We start from the raw sequence: 20,974 nt of genomic DNA on the forward strand, positions 1-20,974 counted from the left end.
TAAACTTTAAACAAGGAAAATTTGAAACTATTTTTCACACTTTAAACTTTAAACAAGGAAAATTTGAAACTAAATTTTTCACTTTAAACTAATTTTAGTACTTAAAAAATAAAAACTTGAAACCACTTTTTCTACAAGATCAATTCGGAACGGCACATATTTTTGAGGGTTCGCCTCAGAGAATTATTTCACTTGTGCCCTCGCAAACAGAACTGCTTTATGATCTAGGATTAGAAGCAAGGATTGTGGGTATAACAAAATTTTGTGTTCACCCTTACCACTTTAAATCTACTATTAAAAGTGTAGGTGGTACTAAAAAGGTTAATTATCGAAAAATAAAAGAACTGCAACCCGACATTATTATTTGTAATAAAGAGGAGAATACTCAGGAAATGGTGGAGCGCTTACGCGAAATTTGTCCGGTTTGGGTTACTGATATTATTACCGTAGAGGATAATTTCCAAATGATAACGGATTTTGGTCAGCTTTTTAACGCAAGAACCGAAGCTAGAAAGTGGAATGATAAGTTGGCTTTTGCCTTGTCTAATTTTAAAAATTTTATTCAAGATGTTCCAGTCAAGAAAGTGGCTTACTTTATTTGGAAGAAGCCATACATGGTTGCCGGTGCTAATAATTTTATAAATGAATTATTAAAACTAAATCATTTTGAAAATATTTATAGTACAAAGGGACGTTATCCCGAAGTAGCAATTGAGGATATTGTTACCGAAGGAGATCCTGATTATATATTTCTTTCTTCAGAACCGTTCCCTTTCAAAAAGGAGGATGGGTATGAGATTAGTAACTATACCGTAAAAGCGCAGACTGTGCTTGTTGATGGGGAGATGTTTTCGTGGTATGGTAGTAGGTTGCTAAAGGCTTTTGAATATTTTAAAATGTTGCATTCTAATTTAGGGAAGTAGTATTTTTAGTTTTAAGTTGTTTTCCTTTTTATAACGTGTTCTTTCTTTTTTTCTTGATAAAAAAAGAAACAAAAAAATCAAGTCGGTACTTTCTCGTCGGTCGAATTGGTTTTCGAACACTAAAAGAAAAGAACTCGCTGCGCTCAAACAGCTTTTCTTTTTGCGTGTTCTTTAAACATTCGACGCTCGACTGCGGAAGTGAGGACGAATTTATTCTTCTTAATCTATAGCGTCTTGTTGTTGTGATGGAGATCTTTCTTTTTTTCTTGATAAAAAAAGAAACAAAAAAATCAAGTCGGTTCTTTCTCGTCTGTCAAATTGGTTTTCGAACACTAAAATAAAAGAACTCGCTTCGCTTACACAGCTTTTCTTTTTACGTGTTCTTCAAACATTCGACACTCGACTGCGGAAGTGAGGACGAATTTATTCTCGTTAATCTATAGCGTCTTGTTGTTGTGATGGAGATCTTTCTTTTTTTCTTGATAAAAAAAGAAACAAAAAAATCAAGTCGGTTCTTTCTCGTCTGTCGAATTGGTTTTCGAACACTAAAATAAAAGAACTCGCTGCGCTCAAACAGCTTTTCTTATTGCGTGTTCTTCAAACATTCAACGCTCGACTGCGGAAGTAAGGACGAATTTATTCTCGTTAATCTATAGCGTTTTATTGTTGTGATGGTGTTTTTTCTTTTTTTCTTGATAAAAAAAGAAACAAAAAAATCAAGTCGGTACTTTCTCGTCGGTTGAATTGGTTTTCGACCACTAAAAGAAAAGAACTCGCTACGCTCAAACAGCTTTTCTTTTTACGTGTTCTTCAAACATTCGACGCTCGACTGCGGAAGTAAGGACGAATTTATTCTCGTTAATCTATAGCGTCTTGTTGTTGTGATGGAGATCTTTCTTTTTTTCTTGATAAAAAAAGAAACAAAAAAATCAAGTCGGTACTTTCTCGTCGGTGGAATTGGCTTTCGACCACTAAAAGAAAAGAACTCGCTGCGCTCAAACAGCTTTTCTTTTTGCGTGTTCTTCAAACATTCGACGCTCGACTGCGGAAGTAAGGACGAATTTATTCTCGTTAATCTATAGCGTTTTATTGTTGTGATGGTGTTCTTTCTTTTTTTCTTGATAAAAAAAGAAATAAAAAAATCAAGTCGGTACTTTCTCGTCGGTCGAATTGGTTTTCGAACACTAAAAGAAAAGAACTCGCTGCGCTCAAACAGCTTTTCTTTTTACATGTTCTTCAAACATTCGACGCTCGACTGCGGAAGTAAGGACGAATTCATTCTCGTTAATCTATAGCGTTTTATTGTTGTGATGGTATTCTTTCTTTTTTTCTTGATAAAAAAAGAGACAAAAAAATCAAGTCGGTACTTTCTCGTCGGTGGAATTGGTTTTCGACCACTAAAAGAAAAGAACTCGCTGCGCTCAAACAGCTTTTCTTTTTGCGTGTTCTTCAAACATTCGACGCTCGACTGCGGAAGTAAGGACGAATTTATTCTCGTTAATCTATAGCGTTTTATTGTTGTGATGGTGTTTTTTCTTTTTTTCTTGATAAAAAAAGAAACAAAAAAATCAAGTCGGTACTTTCTCGTCGGTGGAATTGGTTTTCGACCACTAAAAGAAAAGAACTCGCTGCGCTCAAACAGCTTTTCTTTTTGCGTGTTCTTCAAACATTCGACGCTCGGCTGCGGAAGTGAGGACGAATTTATTCTCGTTAATCTATAGCGTCTTGTTGTTGTGATGGAGATCTTTCTTTTTTTCTTGATAAAAAAAGAAACAAAAAAATCAAGTCGGTACTTTCTCGTTGGTTGAATTGGTTTTCGAACACTAAAAGAAAAGAACTCGCTGCGCTCAAACAGCTTTTCTTTTTGCGTGTTCTTCAAACATTCGACGCTCGACTGCGGAAGTGAGGACGAATTTATTCTCGTTAATCTATAGCGTCTTGTTGATGTGATGGTGATTTTTCTTTTTTTCTTGATAAAAAAAGAAACAAAAAAATCAAGTCGGTACTTTCTCGTCGGTGGAATTGGTTTTCGAACACTAAAAGAAAAGAACTCGCTGCGCTCAAACAGCTTTTCTTTTTGCGTGTTCTTCAAACATTCGACGCTCGGCTGCGGAAGTGAGGACGAATTTATTCTCGTTAATCTATAGCGTCTTGTTGTTGTGATGGAGATCTTTCTTTTTTTCTTGATAAAAAAAGAAACAAAAAAATCAAGTCGGTACTTTCTCGTCGGTCGAATTGGTTTTCGAACACTAAAAGAAAAGAACTCGCTGCGCTCAAACAGCTTTTCTTTTTGCGTGTTCTTCAAACATTCGACGCTCGACTGCGGAAGTGAGGACGAATTTATTCTCGTTAATCTATAGCGTCTTGTTGTTGTGATGGAGATCTTTCTTTTTTTCTTGATAAAAAAAGAAACAAAAAAATCAAGTCGGTTCTTTCTCGTCTGTCGAATTGGTTTTCGAACACTAAAATAAAAGAACTCGCTGCGCTCAAACAGCTTTTCTTATTGCGTGTTCTTCAAACATTCGACGCTCGACTGCGGAAGTAAGGACGGAGTGTTTTCGTTACTTTACTACCTTTTCCTTGTTTTCAAATATTCGACATTCGAGCTGAGGTAGTAAGGACTACTGTGTTAAATAAAAAGAAACCCCTTTAAAATTAAGTACTCTTAATTCTAAAGGGGTTTACACTTTGGGTTATTTTATTTTAGAATAGAAATTCTAATGTGGTGTAGAACGATCTATTGTCTGATGGAATGATTCCTGGACCAGGGTATCCTGTGGCTCTTCTGGTGAAGTAGCTATTGTTTGTAAAATTGGTGACACCCGCCTCTAGTTTCCAATTGCGCCATTTGTAAGAGCATGAAAAATCGGCTACATAATACGATGGTATTTCGCCAAAGATACCGTAGGTGTTGTCGTTGTTATCAATTTTGTTATTGTTAGCTTCTGTGTATTGTGAAGAATTGTAAGTTAATTGTAAGCTTGCCATAAAATTCTTGTAACCCATTGTGGTTCCAGTTTTGATGTTGAAAAGCGGCACAAATTCTACTTTGTTGCCTTCAATTTGTGGAGCGTCAGATTTTAAATATTCTGAATCGGTTATTGCGACATTTGTAAATGCATTCCAACTAAAATTGTCGTTATCAGCAAAGAATTTTTTACCAATGTTCCAATCTAACATTGTTTCAAATCCATAGGTTATAGCCGTTCCTATATTAGAACGATAGCGAACGATAGCGGCTGCTCCGTTTGGATTACGCGTTTCGTATTCACCTATTTTGTCATTATAGTACAAACCATAAATACTAGAGTCAAAAGCTAAATTTTCAGTTAATTGTCCGCGAACTCCTATGTCAGATGTGTAGCCTTTTTCATCAGAAATATTAGGATCGATAACATTACTTGGACTCACAGTACGAATGTCGTTAAAAGTAACCGAACGATAATTTTGAGAAACATTCCCATAGACTTCTAGTTCGTTTTTGGGTTTATAACTCAATCCGATTCCGAATAAAACAAAATTTCGATCTTTAACATTGTCCTCAAACTGTTCATTATCTAGTATTACATTTCCAGCTAAGTCAAGATTAATATTTCGATACGAACCTTCTGCTTGAGTCTTTATTTTTTCGAATCTAAAACCAGGTGTTACAGAGAAATTAGGAGTTAATTTGAATATGTTTTCACCAAAAACAGCAATGTTTAAATTAGGGAATGTATAATTAGATTGATTTGCATAAAACGGAAATTCAGTATCAGCTAAGTTGAAATTGGCATCGCTCCCCGTACTTCCTGGGCCTTGTAATCCAGTATTCCTAGATTGATAATATTTAGCACCAATTAAAAAAGCACTGCGATTCCCGTTTAAGTTGTATTTTTTCAAGTAACGCGCTTCTGCTCCCCAATTCACAAAATCTCCAGAAATTAAATCACGTACAGTTCCTTCAGTATCTGGATTTGAAACACGGTTAGAACGATAGCCAACAGTTTTTCTGCTAGCGTCTAAACCAAATAATTGTAAAGAGAAATCAGCATCATTACTAAACTTATGCTCTAATTTTAAAGCAAATAAGTTCCAGTTAATGGCAAACCAGTTTCTAGAACGGTTGCTTTGTCTTGGGTTTTCGTTAAACATTACATCAGTTAAACCACCAGCTTGTTGCGCTAGGTAGTCGTAATGCGTATAATCAAAGTGTAAGGATGTTTTATCGTTGAACTTGTAATTCAAGTTTGCAAAATAGTTTTTACTCTCAAAATTTGAGTTAGGTCTAAATCCGTCTCCTTTTTTATAATTAAAAAAGGTGTAGTAGCTAAATTTTCCATTTGTTCCACTTAATGAGGTGAAATTAGTGTACAGTCCATAAGAGCCTACAGTATTTCTAGTGATTAATTCAAATGGTTTTGCTGTAGGTGTTTTTAATTTGAAGTTTATCAAACCACCAAATTGCGTTCCATATTGTAATGATGCCGCTCCACGAACGACTTGAATTTCTTCTAGAGCTTCTGTAGGTGTCGCATAATAACTTTCGGGATACCCTAAAACATCGGCGCTTATGTCATAACCATTTTGACGGGTATTGAAGTTTGACGTTCTGTTAGGATCTAGTCCGCGGCCACCTATGCTTAATTGTAAACCACCATCTGAGCTTTCGTTAATTGTTATACCTACAACCTGCGCAAAGATTTGGCGCGCATTATTTGTCGCTTTATTTATGGTTAGGTTTTCTATTGCAACTACTTCGGTCTTCTTTCCAGCATAAATAGCTGTTCCTTCAATATCTTTCAGTTTGTGAATGGCAGCTAGCTTTTTATTCTGCTTTTTAATAATGACCTCTGTAAGATTGGTAATTTTATTCAATACAATTTTAATAGTACTTCCTGTAGAGATACCGCTTTGTTCTACAATGCTATATCCCTCCTTAAAAAAAGCCAAGTCAAAACTAGCTGATTTGTTTACGTTAATTTCAAAAAGTCCCTCTGCATCTGTGTAAATTTTAGTGCTTGCCGACTTGTTGTATACTTCAACGCCTGCTAATTTTTTTCCGTTGCTATCTGTGACCGTTCCCGAAATTTTGTTTTGGGCAAGGCTTAATAGTGGTAATAATAAAAAGAGGAATAGCTTAAAATCCTTTAATAGAATCATTAAAAGGGAGTATCCAGGTTTTGTGTTTGAAAGTGTCATTTTGCTTTGCTAAATTTATTTTTGGGTCAATGTATTTTTGGCTTAATCTTCCGTTCAGCGCCACGTAACTCTCTACGTAAACTTCAGGATCTTTGATGCCTTGTTGTTGATAATAATGCTGTAAATAATGGGCGTACTCTAAGATAAAATCAGGCTGAAAAGCCATTTGTTTTTCTTGGAATGTAGTTAAGAACTGCTTGTTGTTTATTTTGATTTCCTTATTGGTACTTGGATCCTTGACTGTAAAGGTTGCATATCCTGCTTTCTCCATGAGCATCACGCGCCAAGAGAAGCGAAAACCTTCTTCGGTCCAAAAAAGCTCATTTGGATAACACAAATAGCGAAAAGGAAACAATAATTGAAAAACTATAAAGCAACTTAAGAACGCTATCTTAGCTTTATACAAGGTGGTGTTCTCTGGAGTTTTTGTTTTTTTGTTTTCGAAAATGCCATTGCTTCTAGAAAAAAATTTGCTAATTAATTGAAGCACTTCATGATGAAAACTAGCGTCAAAAAATAGGAGCGAACTTATAATCATCACATAAGGAAATACACCTATGGGGAATAATATTTTTGTTAGAATATGAAAGATAACTACTATTACAAAACCGAAGATTCTAGTTCTTTTATACAACAGCAGGAAAACGATCACTAAGTCATAAAACATACCTGTCCAGCTAAAAGCGTAGTGTACCCAGTTTTCATTAAGTAACGAACCTATAAACGGTAAGTGGGAGTTATTAGGTAGCCATATTTTAAGAGGCATTGCTCGAAGCAACCAATCAGAATTTATTTTTGCAATTCCTGCGTAGATATAAACGATCGCTAAAATTAGTTTTAGAATGTCGCTGTTCCATCTTGGGATTTTTTCAAAACGTATTTTCTCATTTCGTAATGCGTCTATTGAAAAATAAGCATTAGCAGGAAGGAAAATTAAAATGAAGCTAATTACAGTTATAAAATAATAGTGGTTAAGATAAGTCGTTTTATCCATTAACTCGATATACGTAAAACTCAGGAAAAAGAGGATAGTTGCATATTTGTATTTGTAACCTATAGCGATACATAGTGCAGCAATTGCTGCAATCACAAATAGGAGGTAGGTGTAAATTCCTAACGGTTTTACCCATTCAAAGCCGTAATAAGAAAAATGAAACTCAGGCGTGATGTAAAATTTTTCAATCCAACCATAACTTGCAAAGCGAATCAAGCTAAATAGCATCATCAAACCAAACGCCAGCCTGTAAAAAGCTAGCGTTGCGGTAGAAGTATATTGATTAAAATAAGCTTGTTTCATGAATCTAAAAATCTTGTAATGATAATGCTGAGGTTTTAAAGTGAATTAATCTCCATCACCATCAACGTAGTCGATTGAAATATTCAATGCCTGCATCATGTCTAATTTTGTGTAGATTACGTTTTGTTGTAATACATCATAAGCAGCTAACATTTTACTGTTGTTTGTTGTAATCTGGTTTGCAAAACTAGCATTTAGTGTCGCATTTGAAATGGTAATCGCTTCGTACTGAGCATTGATAATTGCGCTTAACTTTTGATTAGAACGTGTGGCATTAACATAATCTAAATACGATTGTATTCCTGGTCCCGCAGTTCCGTTATTGAAATTTTTTCCATTAAAGAAATCTTGAGATGCTTTTAAAGCTGCAGTTAATAACGCTCTAGAAACATCTCCTTTATAGAATGCTTCTACTTTTTCTGGAAATAATGTTCCGCTTGAGAATACACCTGAAGGAATTCCTAGTTTACCAGTACGGATATCTTTTTCTAAGTTTTTAACAAAGTTATTTGTTGTAACATTTATAGAAGAACTTACTGATACACCATTACTAGCAATGTATGAAGCTCTGTACGATGAATTCCAGTCAGCTAATACTGAATCAGCATTTGTTTGTAAGCGAGCTGTTAAGTTCACTAAATACTGTTTGTACTTATTAGTTTCATCGGTAGTTGCATAAAAAGCAAGAATTGCAGCATCTGTAGTTCCTAGACCGTTGATCATGTAATCTATTGCAGGAAAACCTTGCTTGTCAAACTGTGAAATCAAACTTAAATTGTAGTCACCAGCAGCAATATTACTTTGAATTCCAGCCGTATTTGTAGGATAGGTATTGGCTCTTTCTTTTAAATTAATAGCTTCAGACTTACCAAAATTAAACATAGAAACATACTGATACGCTTTATAAGCTTCTAACCATGCTGTTCTCACATTGTTAAGATTTGCCTCAGTACTAGTAGTATTAAACACGGTGATACTAGTATTCAATGCTTGAATCTTAGCTTGATAATTTGTAAAACTAGGAATGATAATATTATCTGCCCAGTTTGTTAGTAGTGCAGTTCTATCAAAATCGCTTCCTGTCGTTGTATCGTCAGTTTCGTTATCGCTTGAAGAGCAGGCGATAACTGTTGCAATTACGGTTAAAAATAAAAATATTTTCTTTTTCATGATTTTCTTTTTTTAAAAGAGTTTTTTAGCTTTTCTATAATACTAATATTTAATTTACTGTTGCAGCCTGAGCTACTGTGAAACCAAATTTTGTTGCTATTTGTGTCGAAATTGTATCTAGTTTAGCACCTAGCGTATCGATATCCCACAAACCATTGTTTCCGCTTACCATAGAAGCTAACATAGCATCAACCTCTGTCTTAGAGAAATAAGGGCTATTTGTTCCCGGTTTGTTTGTATAACGTAGTGAGATAATAAAACCATACGCCTCAGATAGTGCGTGAAACGCTTTGGCTCCATTGTCTGTAACTAATTTAGCTTTTCCGTCTTGTAAATAATATACCGCTCTTACAGCAGGAACTAACGCCAACTTAGATTTGATAATATCTATTTGTGCATCACGAGTCGTGTAGTCATTAGCAATTATTGCTGCTCTACCAGTACGAAAAGCTAGCTCGATATCACTTTTTAAAGTATTAAAATCAGCGTCAGCATCTACTTGGTTGATATAACTACTCCAGAATTTAGCCGCTGTAATACCTGATACATTATCTGCACCATAAACGTAACCATAAGCTTCATCCCATGCGTGCTCCATAGTGGTGTAAGATTGTCCAGTAGCTACTATTTTATTAGAGTTATTCAAGCGATTGCTCGCTTCGTCTAATTTATTGACGCTTAAATAATTGTTTACAATTTGGTCTAAAAATACAGCACCCATCATTCCTTTTAAAAGAACTTGTTGTGGTTCTAAACCATTTGGTGCAAACAATCTTGAGCTAGATCCGTCAAGATATACTCCCGCAACTCCTGCAGATGCATTAGGTCCTTGACTTGCTTGATTAGATAATAGTAATTGGCTTTCAAAGGATGCTTGAACAGCAGTACTTTCTGTAATGCTTCCTCCACCTAAATTCAATTCGAAATAATCTGTTGAAGCAGCAGTTTTATTTTTTAATTGTTTTCCTGATGTATTTAAAAAAGCTTCAGAAAAAGGATTATTAGTATTAGTGTACATGTTTTGTAGTACAGTTAAATCAGCAACGGTTCCGTTTGTTGCAGCTGTTTTTATAACATTTCCTAGTTCCTCTAGCATTAATATTCTATTCGTTTGTCCTGAGAACTCTACTGTAGTTGCTCCGTTTCTTTCAAATGAATAGTTTGTAGGGACTGTATAAGAAGTTGCTTGGTCATCATTATCATTCGAGCAAGAAGTTATTGTTACTGAAGCAATAAGCGCTGATGCGAATACAAATTTTGAATATTTCATGTTAGTTATTAAGATTAAATAAAAATAATTTACGCAAAGGTAACAGTCAATTTCGAATGTGCAAATTTTATTTATACTATTTCTAAATAAATAATTAACATTTTGCTATAAAGCAATGTGAATAACTTTAAGAGTGCTGTCAGATATAATAACTGTAAGTGTTGTATTTCATTTAATTACAGTGTGGCGCCCTTTGGAATTCAGCTGTAAATCATAATAAATACTAAAAAACTATTTAAAATAAATCTAAATAATGTTTGTTGATAAGAATAAAGCACATACTTTTGCCTTAAACTTAATTATTCTAAATAACAATAACATGAAGAAAAGGATCTCAAGAGCGTCGTTAGTTTTATTTTTAGGGACACTTGCTATTGCATGTAGTAGTAATGATAATGCTACAGATACTGTTGCCTCAGTAACTAAAAAAGAGGTTGTCGCTACTTATGCAGATATTGCTTATGCTAATTATAAAAAAGCATATGACGATGCCGTCATTTTAGAAACGGCCATCACTACGTTTACTACTAGTCCTAGTCAAGCTAATTTTGATAATGCTAAAAACAAATGGAAAGAATCAAGAGAGAGTTATGGTACAACAGAAGCTTTTAGATTTGCAAACGGACCAATAGATGACGCAAACGGACCTGAAAGTATGCTTAACGCATGGCCATTAGATGGGGCTTATATTGATTATGTAGATGGTGCTAGTAGTGCTGGAATTATAAATAATCCGCTTTTATTCCCCTTAATTACTAAAGCAGTTTTAGAAGCAGAAAATGAAAACGGTGGAGAAAAAAATATTAGTGTGGGTTATCATGCCATCGAATTTTTATTGTGGGGACAGGATTTAACTGCTCCTTCTGAGAAAAAAGCTGGACTGCGCCCTTTTACTGATTACACTATAGGAGGTACAGCAGCTTATCAAACTCGTAGAGCTACATACTTAAACGTTTGTGCAGATTTGCTAACAGATCATCTAGAGTATATGGTCAACCAATGGAAAGTGGGCGGACCATACAGAACAACATTTTTAGCTTTGTCTGAGGATGTGGCGATTAAAAACATGTATTTAGGGATAACGACTTTAGTTTCTGCAGAATTGCCTGTTGAACGTATGTACGTGGCTTTAGGAAATGCAGATCAAGAAGATGAACATTCTTGTTTTAGCGATAATACGCACAGAGACATAGCTTTAAATTTACAAGGTGTATTAAATGTGTATCAAGGAAGTTATGGTACGATCGACGGTCCTTCATTAGAAGACTTAGTGAAACAAGCCAATACTACAACCTATAATGAAACGGCGACTTCAGCAAACGATGCTTTGTCAAAAGTAGCTGCAATTATTACCCCATTTGACTTGGCTATTTCAGGAGGTTTAGACTCTGTTGAGGGAGCAAAAGTAAATGCAGCAGTCATTCAATTAAAAAACTTGGGTGCTAACTTACTAGCAGGTGCATCAAAATTAGGCATCACTGTAAACGGTTAATTTAATTAAAGTAAGTAATCATAAAGTGCCTTTTTTAAAGGCACTTTTTTCTGTTTTAAAAAAATGAAAAAAAGTACAAAAATTCTAATTTTAATTATCGGTTTTCAATTCTTTAGCTGTAGTGATGCTGATGACAAATACATTCCACTAGTAGCAGATGAGGGAGAGCAGTTTTCTGGAGGGGAAGCTACGTTTTTTAATGCCACCGAGGAAGCTTTTGGTTTTGCAGCGCCTAACCTAACTTTTCAAGAAGAAGGTGATTTCGGAATTGGGAATTCATTTTTTCGTCAAAGTTGGGTTACATCACCGTCTTCAACAACAGCAAGAGACGGCTTAGGTCCGTTTTTTAATGCTGTTTCTTGTTCGGGTTGTCACTTTAAAGATGGCCGTGGAAGACCACCATTAGTAGATGGTGAAACGGCACACGGATTGTTACTTCGATTAAGTATTAATGAAAGAGATGCTAATGGAAGCTACTTAGGAGATCCCATCTATGGCGGTCAGTTGCAAGATAATGCTGTCTTAGGGCAAACTGTAAAAGGGAAATTCAACATTGTATACCAAGAATTTACAGAAACTTTAGCAGATGGAACTACAGTTTCATTAAGGAAACCCAACTATATATTTAACTCGTTAGGATATGGTCCACTTGCTGCAAATTTAAAGCTGTCTCCTAGAATCGCTAACCAAATGATCGGTTTGGGATTGCTGGAAGCTATAGATGAAAGTACTATTTTAAAATTAGCAGATCCTGACGACAGTAATAATGATGGCATTTCTGGAAGACCAAATTATGTTTACGACATACAATCTAATTCGAAAAAAATAGGGAGATTTGGATGGAAATCAAATCAGCCCAATGTGCGCCAGCAAGTAGCAGCAGCGTTTTCAGGTGATATTGGGATTACTACTAGTTTATTTCCTTTCGAAAATTGTCCTCCTGGAGTTGATTGTAGCACTATTCCTAATGGCGGTACACCAGAAATAAGTGATCTTAATTTAGACCGAGTGGCTTTATATTCAAGTACGCTTGCAGTTCCAGCAAGGCGTAATTATAACGATCAAAATGTACTAGAAGGTAAGAAGGTTTTTGAAACCATCAATTGTACTAGCTGTCATATTCCTAAAATAAAAACGGGTAATACGCATGCTATTGCTGCTATGCGTAATCAAACGATTAGACCTTATACTGATTTACTGTTACATGATATGGGTGCAGGTCTCGCTGATAATGCGCCAGATTTTGAAGCAACCGGAAACGAATGGCGTACACAAGCCTTATGGGGAATAGGATTAATAAATACAGTCAATAAACACACTAATTTACTGCACGATGGTCGTGCTAGAAATGTTACCGAAGCCATATTGTGGCACGGTGGAGAGGCTGAAAAGGCTAAGAACGCTTTTAAGCAATTGTCTGCAATAGAGCGCAACAACTTACTTGATTTTATCAACTCATTATAAAATCAAATTTTTAATATTAAAAGGATGTTCTATGGAGCATCCTTTTTTTTTTGTGAAGCTGTGTTATGCTAGAGTAAATTGAAATATAGAATTATTAGCTTACTTTTGTCAAAAAAAAACTTGATAAACTACACTATATATCAAAATCAAAATAGCACACAGTGGGTGACATTCGTGCACGGTGCCGGTGGAAGTTCTTCTATTTGGTTCAAACAAATTAGAGACTTTCAAAAGGATTACAATGTTCTGCTTTTAGATTTAAGAGGACATGGTGAATCAAAACCAACCTTGAGAACGGCTTTTAAGCAAAAATATACTTTCTCTGCTCTAGCAAATGATATTCTTGAGGTACTGGATTTTTTAAAAATTGAAAAATCACATTTCGTTGGTATCTCTCTGGGAACAATTCTCATTCGACAATTAGCCGAGATGCATCCTGATCGTGTACAAAGCATGATTTTAGGTGGAGCGATATTGAAGATGAATTTTCGATCACAAATATTGATGAAACTAGGTAATGCCTTTAAAAATGTTTTACCGTATCTAGTATTGTATCAATTTTTTGCTTTTGTAATCATGCCTAAAAAGAATCACAAGCAATCGCGCTTACTTTTTATCAATGAGGCTAAGAAATTATACCAAAAAGAATTTATCAAATGGTTCAAATTAACTGCCGAAATAAATCCAGTTTTAAAATGGTTCAGGCAAGTTGAACTCAATATACCTACCTTATATATAATGGGAGAGGAAGATTATATGTTTCTTCCCTCAGTTAGAAAAGTAGTGGCAAATCATTATAGATCTTCAAAACTGTTTGTAGTAAAAAATGCGGGACACGTGGTAAATGTTGAGCAGCCTATTGCTTTTAACACTGCCGTTCTCAACTTCATGAATGGAGCACAATAAAAAAATGCCAGCACCTTAATTAAGATGCTGGCACTATTTAACTAACCAAAACCAAATAATAAATAACCAGTTTATTACTGTTACAAAGGTCGGCTAGAAATCCATGTTTTGCTGTTAAGATTATGTTATTACTTTGTTGTAGATAAGTTAACTTTTTTAACTAATAATTCCTACGTTAGAGAATAGCAAGTAGCTAATGAGATTACGTAAAAATTATAGTCTTATTACTGTAAGTCATTACCCTTCTTTCAGCGTGCAATTTTATTGCTCTTGCTAAAACAACACGCTCTAAATCACGTCCTTTCATTATAAAGTCCTCAATTGAATTAATATGGGAAACGCGTGTAATATCTTGTTCAATAATGGGACCTTCATCTAATTCTTCTGTAACATAGTGACTTGTTGCTCCTATTATTTTGACCCCTCTTTTAAATGCTGAATGGTATGGTTTTGCACCTGGAAAAGCAGGTAGAAAAGAGTGGTGAATATTTATAATCTTGTTTTTATAGCGGGCAATCAAATTAGGAGTGATGATTTGCATGTATCGTGCTAAAACTACTAAAGTGATGTTGTACTTTGCTAATAACTCAATTTGTGCTTTTTCTCCTTCTTCTTTATTATCTTTTGTAAAAGGCACATGATAAAACGGAATTCCGAATTGATCTGCAATGGGTTTCAAATCCATGTGATTGCTTATAATCAAAGGGATTTCTACAAATAATTCTCCTGCTGCATGACGACTCAAAATATCATAAAGACAATGCGTGTATTTAGAAACAAAAACAGCCATTTTAGGCTTAATTTCGTTGTTGTAAAAATCCCATTGCATATCAAAGTTGGCAGCAATTTTACTTTTAAATTCTTCCCTAATACTGTCTAATGATAGCTTTGTACTCGTTAATTCGGTTTCTAAACGCATAAAGAAAACGCTTTGTTCTGTATCAACATGCTGGTCGATGTAGGTAATATTTCCTTCGATAGTAACAATAAAATTAGTTACTGCAGCTATAATTCCCTTTTGATCCTTACACTGAATAAGTAGTGTGATTTTCTGCATGGTTTTGGTTTTTAGTATCGTGTTATTTTTTATCTTGAATAGCAAATACAGACTGTAGTAAAGGAGTTGTTCTCGCGCTAATATTTGTTCGGATGTTTTGCTCCTCAACAGCAATCATTTTAAAGACACCGTTCATTGCTTGATTTGTGACATAATCTGTCAAGTCAGGATTAACTTTGTTTACAAGTGGAATGCTATTGTATTTAGTAATAATATTTGTCCATACTTTATCGGCACCAACTTTACTAAACGAATTTTTGATTACTGGATTGAATTTTCCGTACAAGGCTGTTGAAGTGCTTGTTTGTAAATAAGATGTCGCTGCAGTATTATTTCCTAGCAGTATAGACTTAGCATCATTAAATGACATATTCTTTACTGCACTTACAAATATAGGTGTTGCTTCTTTAACAGCATCTTCAGCGGCTCTATTCAACACTTTTAAACCTTCATCCGCTAAGGCGCTTAGTCCTATGCTTCTTAAACCAGAGTCAACTTTACGTAGCTCTTCAGGCAGTAAGATTTTTACGGCTGCATTAGTGTAAAAACCGTCTGTGGCTGTAAGTTTAGTCACTTGGTTTGTGATTCCGTTATTTAAGGCTTCTTTTAATCCGCTGGCAATATTGATGTTATTGGCAGTACCTATTGCTGGATATTGATTGGCAATTTGTTGTAATTCGGCACAGCTTGAAAGCGTAAAAACGGCAAGTAAAATCAATAATTTTTTCATGTTTCTTTATTTTATTTTATAAAAATACTGTTATTATAAAGACTTACCATTATTTCTAGTATGGAAGCAAAGGAATTTATTGTTTTTTTTTAATTTTCTTAATTCTATAATAATTTAGAAAGATGTTTTGATGAAAAATTTATTGCTTCTCACTTGTATAAAAAAAAGATGCAATCAATGATAGATTACATCTTTTAAATTATTTCTAATTTTCAACAAAATTATTTTTTGATCTGAAAATTTCCGTCCTTGTTACAGTAAATTATACTCGAATTAGATTCGTATTTTTTATAACAACCATCACTCAGTTTTTCTACCAGCAGCAGTTCAGCTCCAACAGTTATATATATTAATTCTAATCCTTCATTCGTTTTAATGGTGGTTGCATCATCCGATAATACAAAATCAACTTCTCCGTTATCACTATAAATCCAAACTTTAGGTTTTGTAGGATCATTCGAATCCATGATGCTGCCTTCAGCCTTATTAGGGAAACGATCCAGTTTTAATTTCCCCGTTTGTGTTGTCCCATTTTTAGTTACACTTCCATTGATGTAAATGTAGTAAGCTGAATCAGATGTTAGGTTTTTAACTTTCACACCTTCATGTTTTGAGTTAACTAGTACAAAGCCATCAATATTAGCTTGCGTATCTGTTGGCCACATGCTAAACATTCCAGAACCTTCTTTAGCAGTTTCAAGATACTTAAATGCTTTTTCAAAGTGTGCTGAGAATAGCTGCGTTAATGTTAGATTTAAATAAATAACCTTATTAAAGTCTTTAGTTTTTACTTTTTTATATTCTTTATCTTTATAACTTAAATAAAACTTTTCTAGATCATTAAGATAGTTTTCATTCAATGATTTAGATTCGATTTTTGTTAAAAACTCTTGAGTTTTAGTGTTAAATTCCAACAATTCGGGAAAATCATCAGCTTTGTCAAAAAAACCATAGTGAATATTAAGTTCTTTTTCATCTATAATGATATTATTATCAGCTAGATATTTGTAGCCAATGTTGTTTAAGTCATTTGTCAGGCTTACGTATGGTTTACCATTATACGTAGGAGAATACATAGTTGCATTTGCACCTTTCTCGTATATTATTTCATTATTTTTGTCTAATATCAAATATTTGAAATCTCCGTCTAATACAAATTGGCCATTGCTAGCTTTTTTATAAGTAGCACCTTTGTAACCCATTAATACACGAACGTCAGGATTTAAGGTGTCTTTTTTACTGTAATCTTCAATAGTGTTTTTTGTTAGATTTTTTTCATAAGTGTTTTTTTTCTTATCAGCAAAATCTTTATTCCAGGTGTCATCTCCTTGAATAATAATGTCATAAGTTTTTAATTTTTTAAAAAACTCAGATTTTGGAATGTTGATTTTTAATTTCTTTTTTTCAGTATCTGCTTTCTGTGCGTAAGATGTGCCTGTAACTGCAGCTAAGATTAGCAATAAGGTTATTTTTTTCATTTTATATGGTTTTAATTCTTGAACAAATATATGTTTTATTTTGAATGTTTTTTTGATCAGCTGTAATTCAAGATGTATGATACTTTATCTTAATTTATACAGGATTTATTTCTTCCAAATTTTATAAAACTAAGAAGCAATCATTAAAAATTTTTGTAAATTGCACACTTAAAATTATCATATTCTCAAAATGAATCCACAAACACCGTATATTCCTAAGAATAAAGTAAGAATTGTAACTGCAGCCTCATTATTTGATGGCCATGATGCAGCTATAAATATAATGAGACGAATTATTCAATCTACAGGAGTAGAGGTAATTCATCTTGGTCACGACCGTAGTGTTGAAGAAGTAGTGAATACTGCTATTCAAGAAGATGCTAATGCAATCGCAATGACATCGTATCAAGGTGGTCATAATGAGTACTTTAAATATATGTATGACTTGCTTAAAGAAAAAGGAGCAGGGCACATAAAAATCTTCGGTGGTGGAGGTGGTGTAATATTGCCATCTGAAATTGCCGAATTGCAAGCTTACGGAATCACTAGAATTTATGCGCCAGATGATGGTCGTTCTATGGGATTGCAAGGAATGATTAATGACTTAGTACAACAATCAGACTTTCCTACCGGGGATAAATTAACTGATGAAGTAGCACAATTAGCTTCTAAAAACCCTACTGCAATTGCTCGAATTATTTCGGCGGCAGAGAATTTTCCAGAGATTGCTAAACCTGCATTGGATGCTATTTTAAAAATGAATGAAAATTGCAAAACGCCAGTTTTAGGAATTACAGGAACAGGTGGATCAGGAAAATCATCGCTTGTTGATGAGTTAGTGCGTCGTTTTTTAATCGATTTCCCTGAGAAAACAATGGGTTTAATATCTGTAGATCCATCTAAGCGTAAAACAGGTGGTGCATTACTTGGAGATAGAATCCGTATGAATGCGATTAACAGCCCTCGTGTATACATGCGTTCGCTAGCCACTCGTCAATCTAATTTGGCTTTGTCTAAATACGTTGCTGATGCAATTCAAGTAATCAAAGCAGCAAAATATGATATTATCATTCTTGAAACTTCTGGAATTGGGCAGTCTGATACAGAAATCATGGACCACTCTGATGTTTCACTATATGTAATGACGCCAGAATTTGGTGCAGCAACACAATTAGAAAAAATCGACATGCTTGATTTTGCTGATTTGGTAGCACTTAATAAATTTGACAAACGTGGTGCTTTAGATGCTATTCGCGATGTTAAAAAACAATACCAACGCAACCATAATCTTTGGGATGTAAATCCTGATGAGATGCCAGTTTTTGGTACAATCGCTTCTCAATTTAATGATCCAGGAATGAATACGCTTTACAAATCTATTATGGATAAAGTTGTAGAGAAAACAAATTCAGACTTAAAATCAACATTTGAGGTAACTCGTGAGATGAGTGAGAAGATATTTGTGATTCCACCGCATAGAACGCGCTACTTATCTGAAATTGCTGAAAGTAATCGTAAGTATGACGAAACGGCTTTGAGCCAACAAAAAGTCGCTCAAAAGTTGTACGGTATTTTTAAAACCATTGAATCGGTTTCAGGAAAAATGCCTGCCATCACAAAAACGGGTCTTGATGATACTACAGTTTACCCAACAGATCTTAAAGAGCAAGATGAAAATAAAGTATTTTTAAATCTATTACTAAGTCAGTTTGATAAAGTAAAAATGGATTTAGATCCTTACAACTGGGAAGTAATCTTGACCTGGGACGAAAAAGTAAATAAATATAAAAACCCAATCTACTCCTTTAAAGTGAGAGATAAGGTGATCGAAATAAAAACACATTCAGAGTCTTTATCACACTCTCAAATTCCGAAAATCTCTTTACCAAAGTATGAAGCTTGGGGAGATATTTTAAGATGGTGCTTGCAAGAAAATGTACCTGGAGAATTTCCTTTTGCGTCAGGTTTGTACCCATTTAAAAGAGAAGGTGAAGATCCTTCACGTATGTTTGCTGGAGAAGGTGGACCTGAAAGAACAAACAAGCGTTTTCACTATGTGAGTGCGGGATTGCCTGCTAAACGTTTGTCAACAGCGTTTGATAGTGTGACTTTATATGGTAATGATCCGCATTTACGTCCCGATATTTATGGGAAAATTGGTAATGCTGGAGTTTCTATTTGTTGTCTTGACGATGCTAAAAAATTATACTCTGGTTTTGACTTAGTGCATGCATTGACTTCTGTGAGTATGACCATCAACGGACCAGCACCTATGTTGCTTGGTTTCTTTATGAATGCTGCAATTGATCAACAATGTGAATTGTACATCAAGGCAAATGGCTTAGAGAAAGAAGTTGAGGCAAAAATCAAAGCAATTTATAAAGAAAAAGGAGTAACGCGACCTACATACAACGGTGATTTACCAGCTGGAAATGATGGTTTAGGGTTGTATTTATTAGGTGTTACTGGAGATCAAGTTTTACCAGCTGAGGTGTATAACGAAATCAAAGTAAGAACGCTTTCACAGGTGCGTGGAACAGTTCAAGCTGATATTTTAAAGGAAGATCAGGCACAAAACACTTGTATCTTCTCTACTGAATTTGCACTTCGATTAATGGGAGACGTTCAGGAATATTTTATTACAAATAATGTAAGAAACTTTTATTCGGTTTCTATCTCAGGATACCATATCGCTGAGGCGGGCGCTAACCCAATTACTCAATTAGCATTTACACTTTCTAACGGATTTACGTATGTTGAATACTATTTAAGCCGCGGAATGAGCATTAACGATTTTGGACCTAACTTGTCGTTCTTCTTTTCGAATGGTGTAGATCCTGAATATGCTGTTATTGGTCGTGTAGCACGTAAAATTTGGGCGAAAGCCATGAAAAATAAATACGGAGCTAATGAAAGAGCACAAATGTTGAAGTACCATATTCAAACATCTGGACGTTCATTACATGCGCAAGAAATTGATTTCAACGATATTCGTACCACTTTGCAAGCCTTATACGCTATTTATGATAACTGTAATTCATTGCATACTAATGCGTATGATGAAGCTATTACAACGCCTACAGAGGAATCTGTACGTAGAGCAATGGCAATTCAGTTGATTATTAATAAGGAGTTAGGTCTAGCTAAAAACGAAAACCCAATTCAGGGGTCGTTCATTATCGAAGAATTAACCGACTTAGTTGAAGCAGCTGTCTTATTAGAATTTGATAGAATCACAGAGCGTGGAGGAGTCCTTGGCGCCATGGAAACGATGTACCAACGATCAAAAATCCAAGAAGAAAGCTTGTATTATGAAACTTTGAAACACACAGGTGAATTCCCAATTATTGGAGTAAATACCTTCTTAAGTTCAAAAGGATCACCTACAGTTATACCGGCTGAGGTAATTCGTGCTACAGAAGAGGAGAAGCAATTCCAAATCCAGACTTTGGAGAACTTGCATAAAGCTAATGCGAAGCAAGTGCAAATACAGTTAGATAAGATTCAAGACGCAGCCGTTAAAAATGAAAATTTATTTGATCATTTAATGGAAGCAACAAAAGTGTGCACATTAGGACAAATCACAGCTGCTTTGTTTGAAGTAGGTGGTCAGTATAGAAGAAACATGTAAGCAGAGAACCGCTTTTTACGAAGTAAAAAGCGTGTGAATCGCTTATCCCGATTTTTGTCGGGATCTAGAGAACCGCGTATTGTAATTTGTAGAAAGCGTGTGAATCGCTTATCCCGATTTTTGTCGGGATCTAGAGAACCGCGTATTGTAATTTGTAAAAAGCGTGTGAATCGCTTATCCCGATTTTTGTCGGGATCTAGAGAACCACGTATTGTAATTTGTAAAAAGCGTGTGAATCGCTTATCCCGATTTTTGTCGGGATCTAGAGAACCGCGTATTGTAATTTGTAGAAAGCGTGTGAATCGCTTATCCCGATTTTTGTCGGGATCTAGAGCACCGCGTATAGTCATTTGTAGAAAGCGTGTGAATCGCTTA

13 protein-coding genes are annotated in these 20,974 nt (G+C 34.8%); 5 read left to right on the forward strand and 8 right to left on the reverse strand.

Translation table 11 applies throughout. The features are described from left to right. The first annotated feature begins 116 nt into the window (after window positions 1–116). Window positions 117–923 (forward strand): ABC transporter substrate-binding protein, encoded by an 807-nt coding sequence (locus tag HNQ00_RS03985; RefSeq protein ID WP_173837036.1) that lies wholly within the window; start codon window positions 117–119, stop codon window positions 921–923. Between the two features lie 1,225 nt (window positions 924–2,148). Here the strand turns inward: HNQ00_RS03985 and HNQ00_RS03990 are convergent. From HNQ00_RS03990 to HNQ00_RS04010, 5 genes are all read right to left on the reverse strand, one after another. Then, window positions 2,149–3,228, reverse strand: a complete 1,080-nt coding sequence (locus HNQ00_RS03990) for a hypothetical protein (protein ID WP_173837037.1) — start codon at window positions 3,226–3,228, stop codon at window positions 2,149–2,151. A 398-nt stretch (window positions 3,229–3,626) separates the two neighbouring features. Continuing rightward, window positions 3,627–6,104: a TonB-dependent receptor domain-containing protein gene (locus tag HNQ00_RS03995; RefSeq protein ID WP_371738805.1), complete on the reverse strand. Its 2,478-nt coding sequence runs from the start codon at window positions 6,102–6,104 to the stop codon at window positions 3,627–3,629. Next, entirely contained in the window at window positions 6,043–7,401 is a 1,359-nt protein-coding gene (locus tag HNQ00_RS04000) for an HTTM domain-containing protein (protein ID WP_173837038.1), read from the reverse strand. Before HNQ00_RS04000 ends, HNQ00_RS03995 begins: the two co-directional genes overlap by 62 nt. Before the next feature lie 45 nt (window positions 7,402–7,446). Beyond that, window positions 7,447–8,571, reverse strand: coding sequence for an imelysin family protein (locus HNQ00_RS04005; protein WP_173837039.1), 1,125 nt, complete (start codon window positions 8,569–8,571; stop codon window positions 7,447–7,449). Window positions 8,572–8,620: 49 nt separating this feature from the next. Next, window positions 8,621–9,841: a DUF4856 domain-containing protein gene (locus HNQ00_RS04010; protein ID WP_173837040.1), complete on the reverse strand. Its 1,221-nt coding sequence runs from the start codon at window positions 9,839–9,841 to the stop codon at window positions 8,621–8,623. A gap of 319 nt (window positions 9,842–10,160) precedes the next feature. Between HNQ00_RS04010 and HNQ00_RS04015 the strand changes: the two genes are divergently transcribed. From HNQ00_RS04015 to HNQ00_RS04025, 3 genes are all read left to right on the forward strand, one after another. Further along, window positions 10,161–11,333: an imelysin family protein gene (locus tag HNQ00_RS04015; protein ID WP_173837041.1), complete on the forward strand. Its 1,173-nt coding sequence runs from the start codon at window positions 10,161–10,163 to the stop codon at window positions 11,331–11,333. A 63-nt stretch (window positions 11,334–11,396) separates the two neighbouring features. Beyond that, entirely contained in the window at window positions 11,397–12,797 is a 1,401-nt protein-coding gene (locus HNQ00_RS04020) for a di-heme oxidoreductase family protein (protein WP_173837042.1), read from the forward strand. A gap of 120 nt (window positions 12,798–12,917) precedes the next feature. Next, window positions 12,918–13,703, forward strand: a complete 786-nt coding sequence (locus tag HNQ00_RS04025) for an alpha/beta fold hydrolase (protein ID WP_173837043.1) — start codon at window positions 12,918–12,920, stop codon at window positions 13,701–13,703. 202 nt (window positions 13,704–13,905) lie between these two features. Here the strand turns inward: HNQ00_RS04025 and purU are convergent, their stop codons facing one another. From purU to HNQ00_RS04040, 3 genes are all read right to left on the reverse strand, one after another. Then, window positions 13,906–14,760 (reverse strand): formyltetrahydrofolate deformylase, encoded by an 855-nt coding sequence (purU, locus tag HNQ00_RS04030; RefSeq protein ID WP_173837044.1) that lies wholly within the window; start codon window positions 14,758–14,760, stop codon window positions 13,906–13,908. A 22-nt stretch (window positions 14,761–14,782) separates the two neighbouring features. Then, the gene (locus HNQ00_RS04035) at window positions 14,783–15,490 is read right to left on the reverse strand and encodes a DUF4197 domain-containing protein (protein ID WP_173837045.1); all 708 of its coding nucleotides are present in this window, start codon (window positions 15,488–15,490) and stop codon (window positions 14,783–14,785) included. Window positions 15,491–15,711: 221 nt separating this feature from the next. After that, a complete protein-coding gene (locus HNQ00_RS04040; RefSeq protein ID WP_173837046.1) occupies window positions 15,712–16,968 on the reverse strand; it encodes a hypothetical protein in 1,257 nt (418 codons plus the stop codon). Between the two features lie 190 nt (window positions 16,969–17,158). On the opposite strand from HNQ00_RS04040, the gene HNQ00_RS04045 reads away from it, so the two are divergent. After that, a complete protein-coding gene (locus HNQ00_RS04045; protein ID WP_173837047.1) occupies window positions 17,159–20,599 on the forward strand; it encodes a methylmalonyl-CoA mutase family protein in 3,441 nt (1,146 codons plus the stop codon). Window positions 20,600–20,974 lie beyond the last annotated feature (375 nt).

The organism is Flavobacterium aeripolare, from assembly GCF_013294025.1.
Lineage (GTDB): Bacteria > Bacteroidota > Bacteroidia > Flavobacteriales > Flavobacteriaceae > Flavobacterium.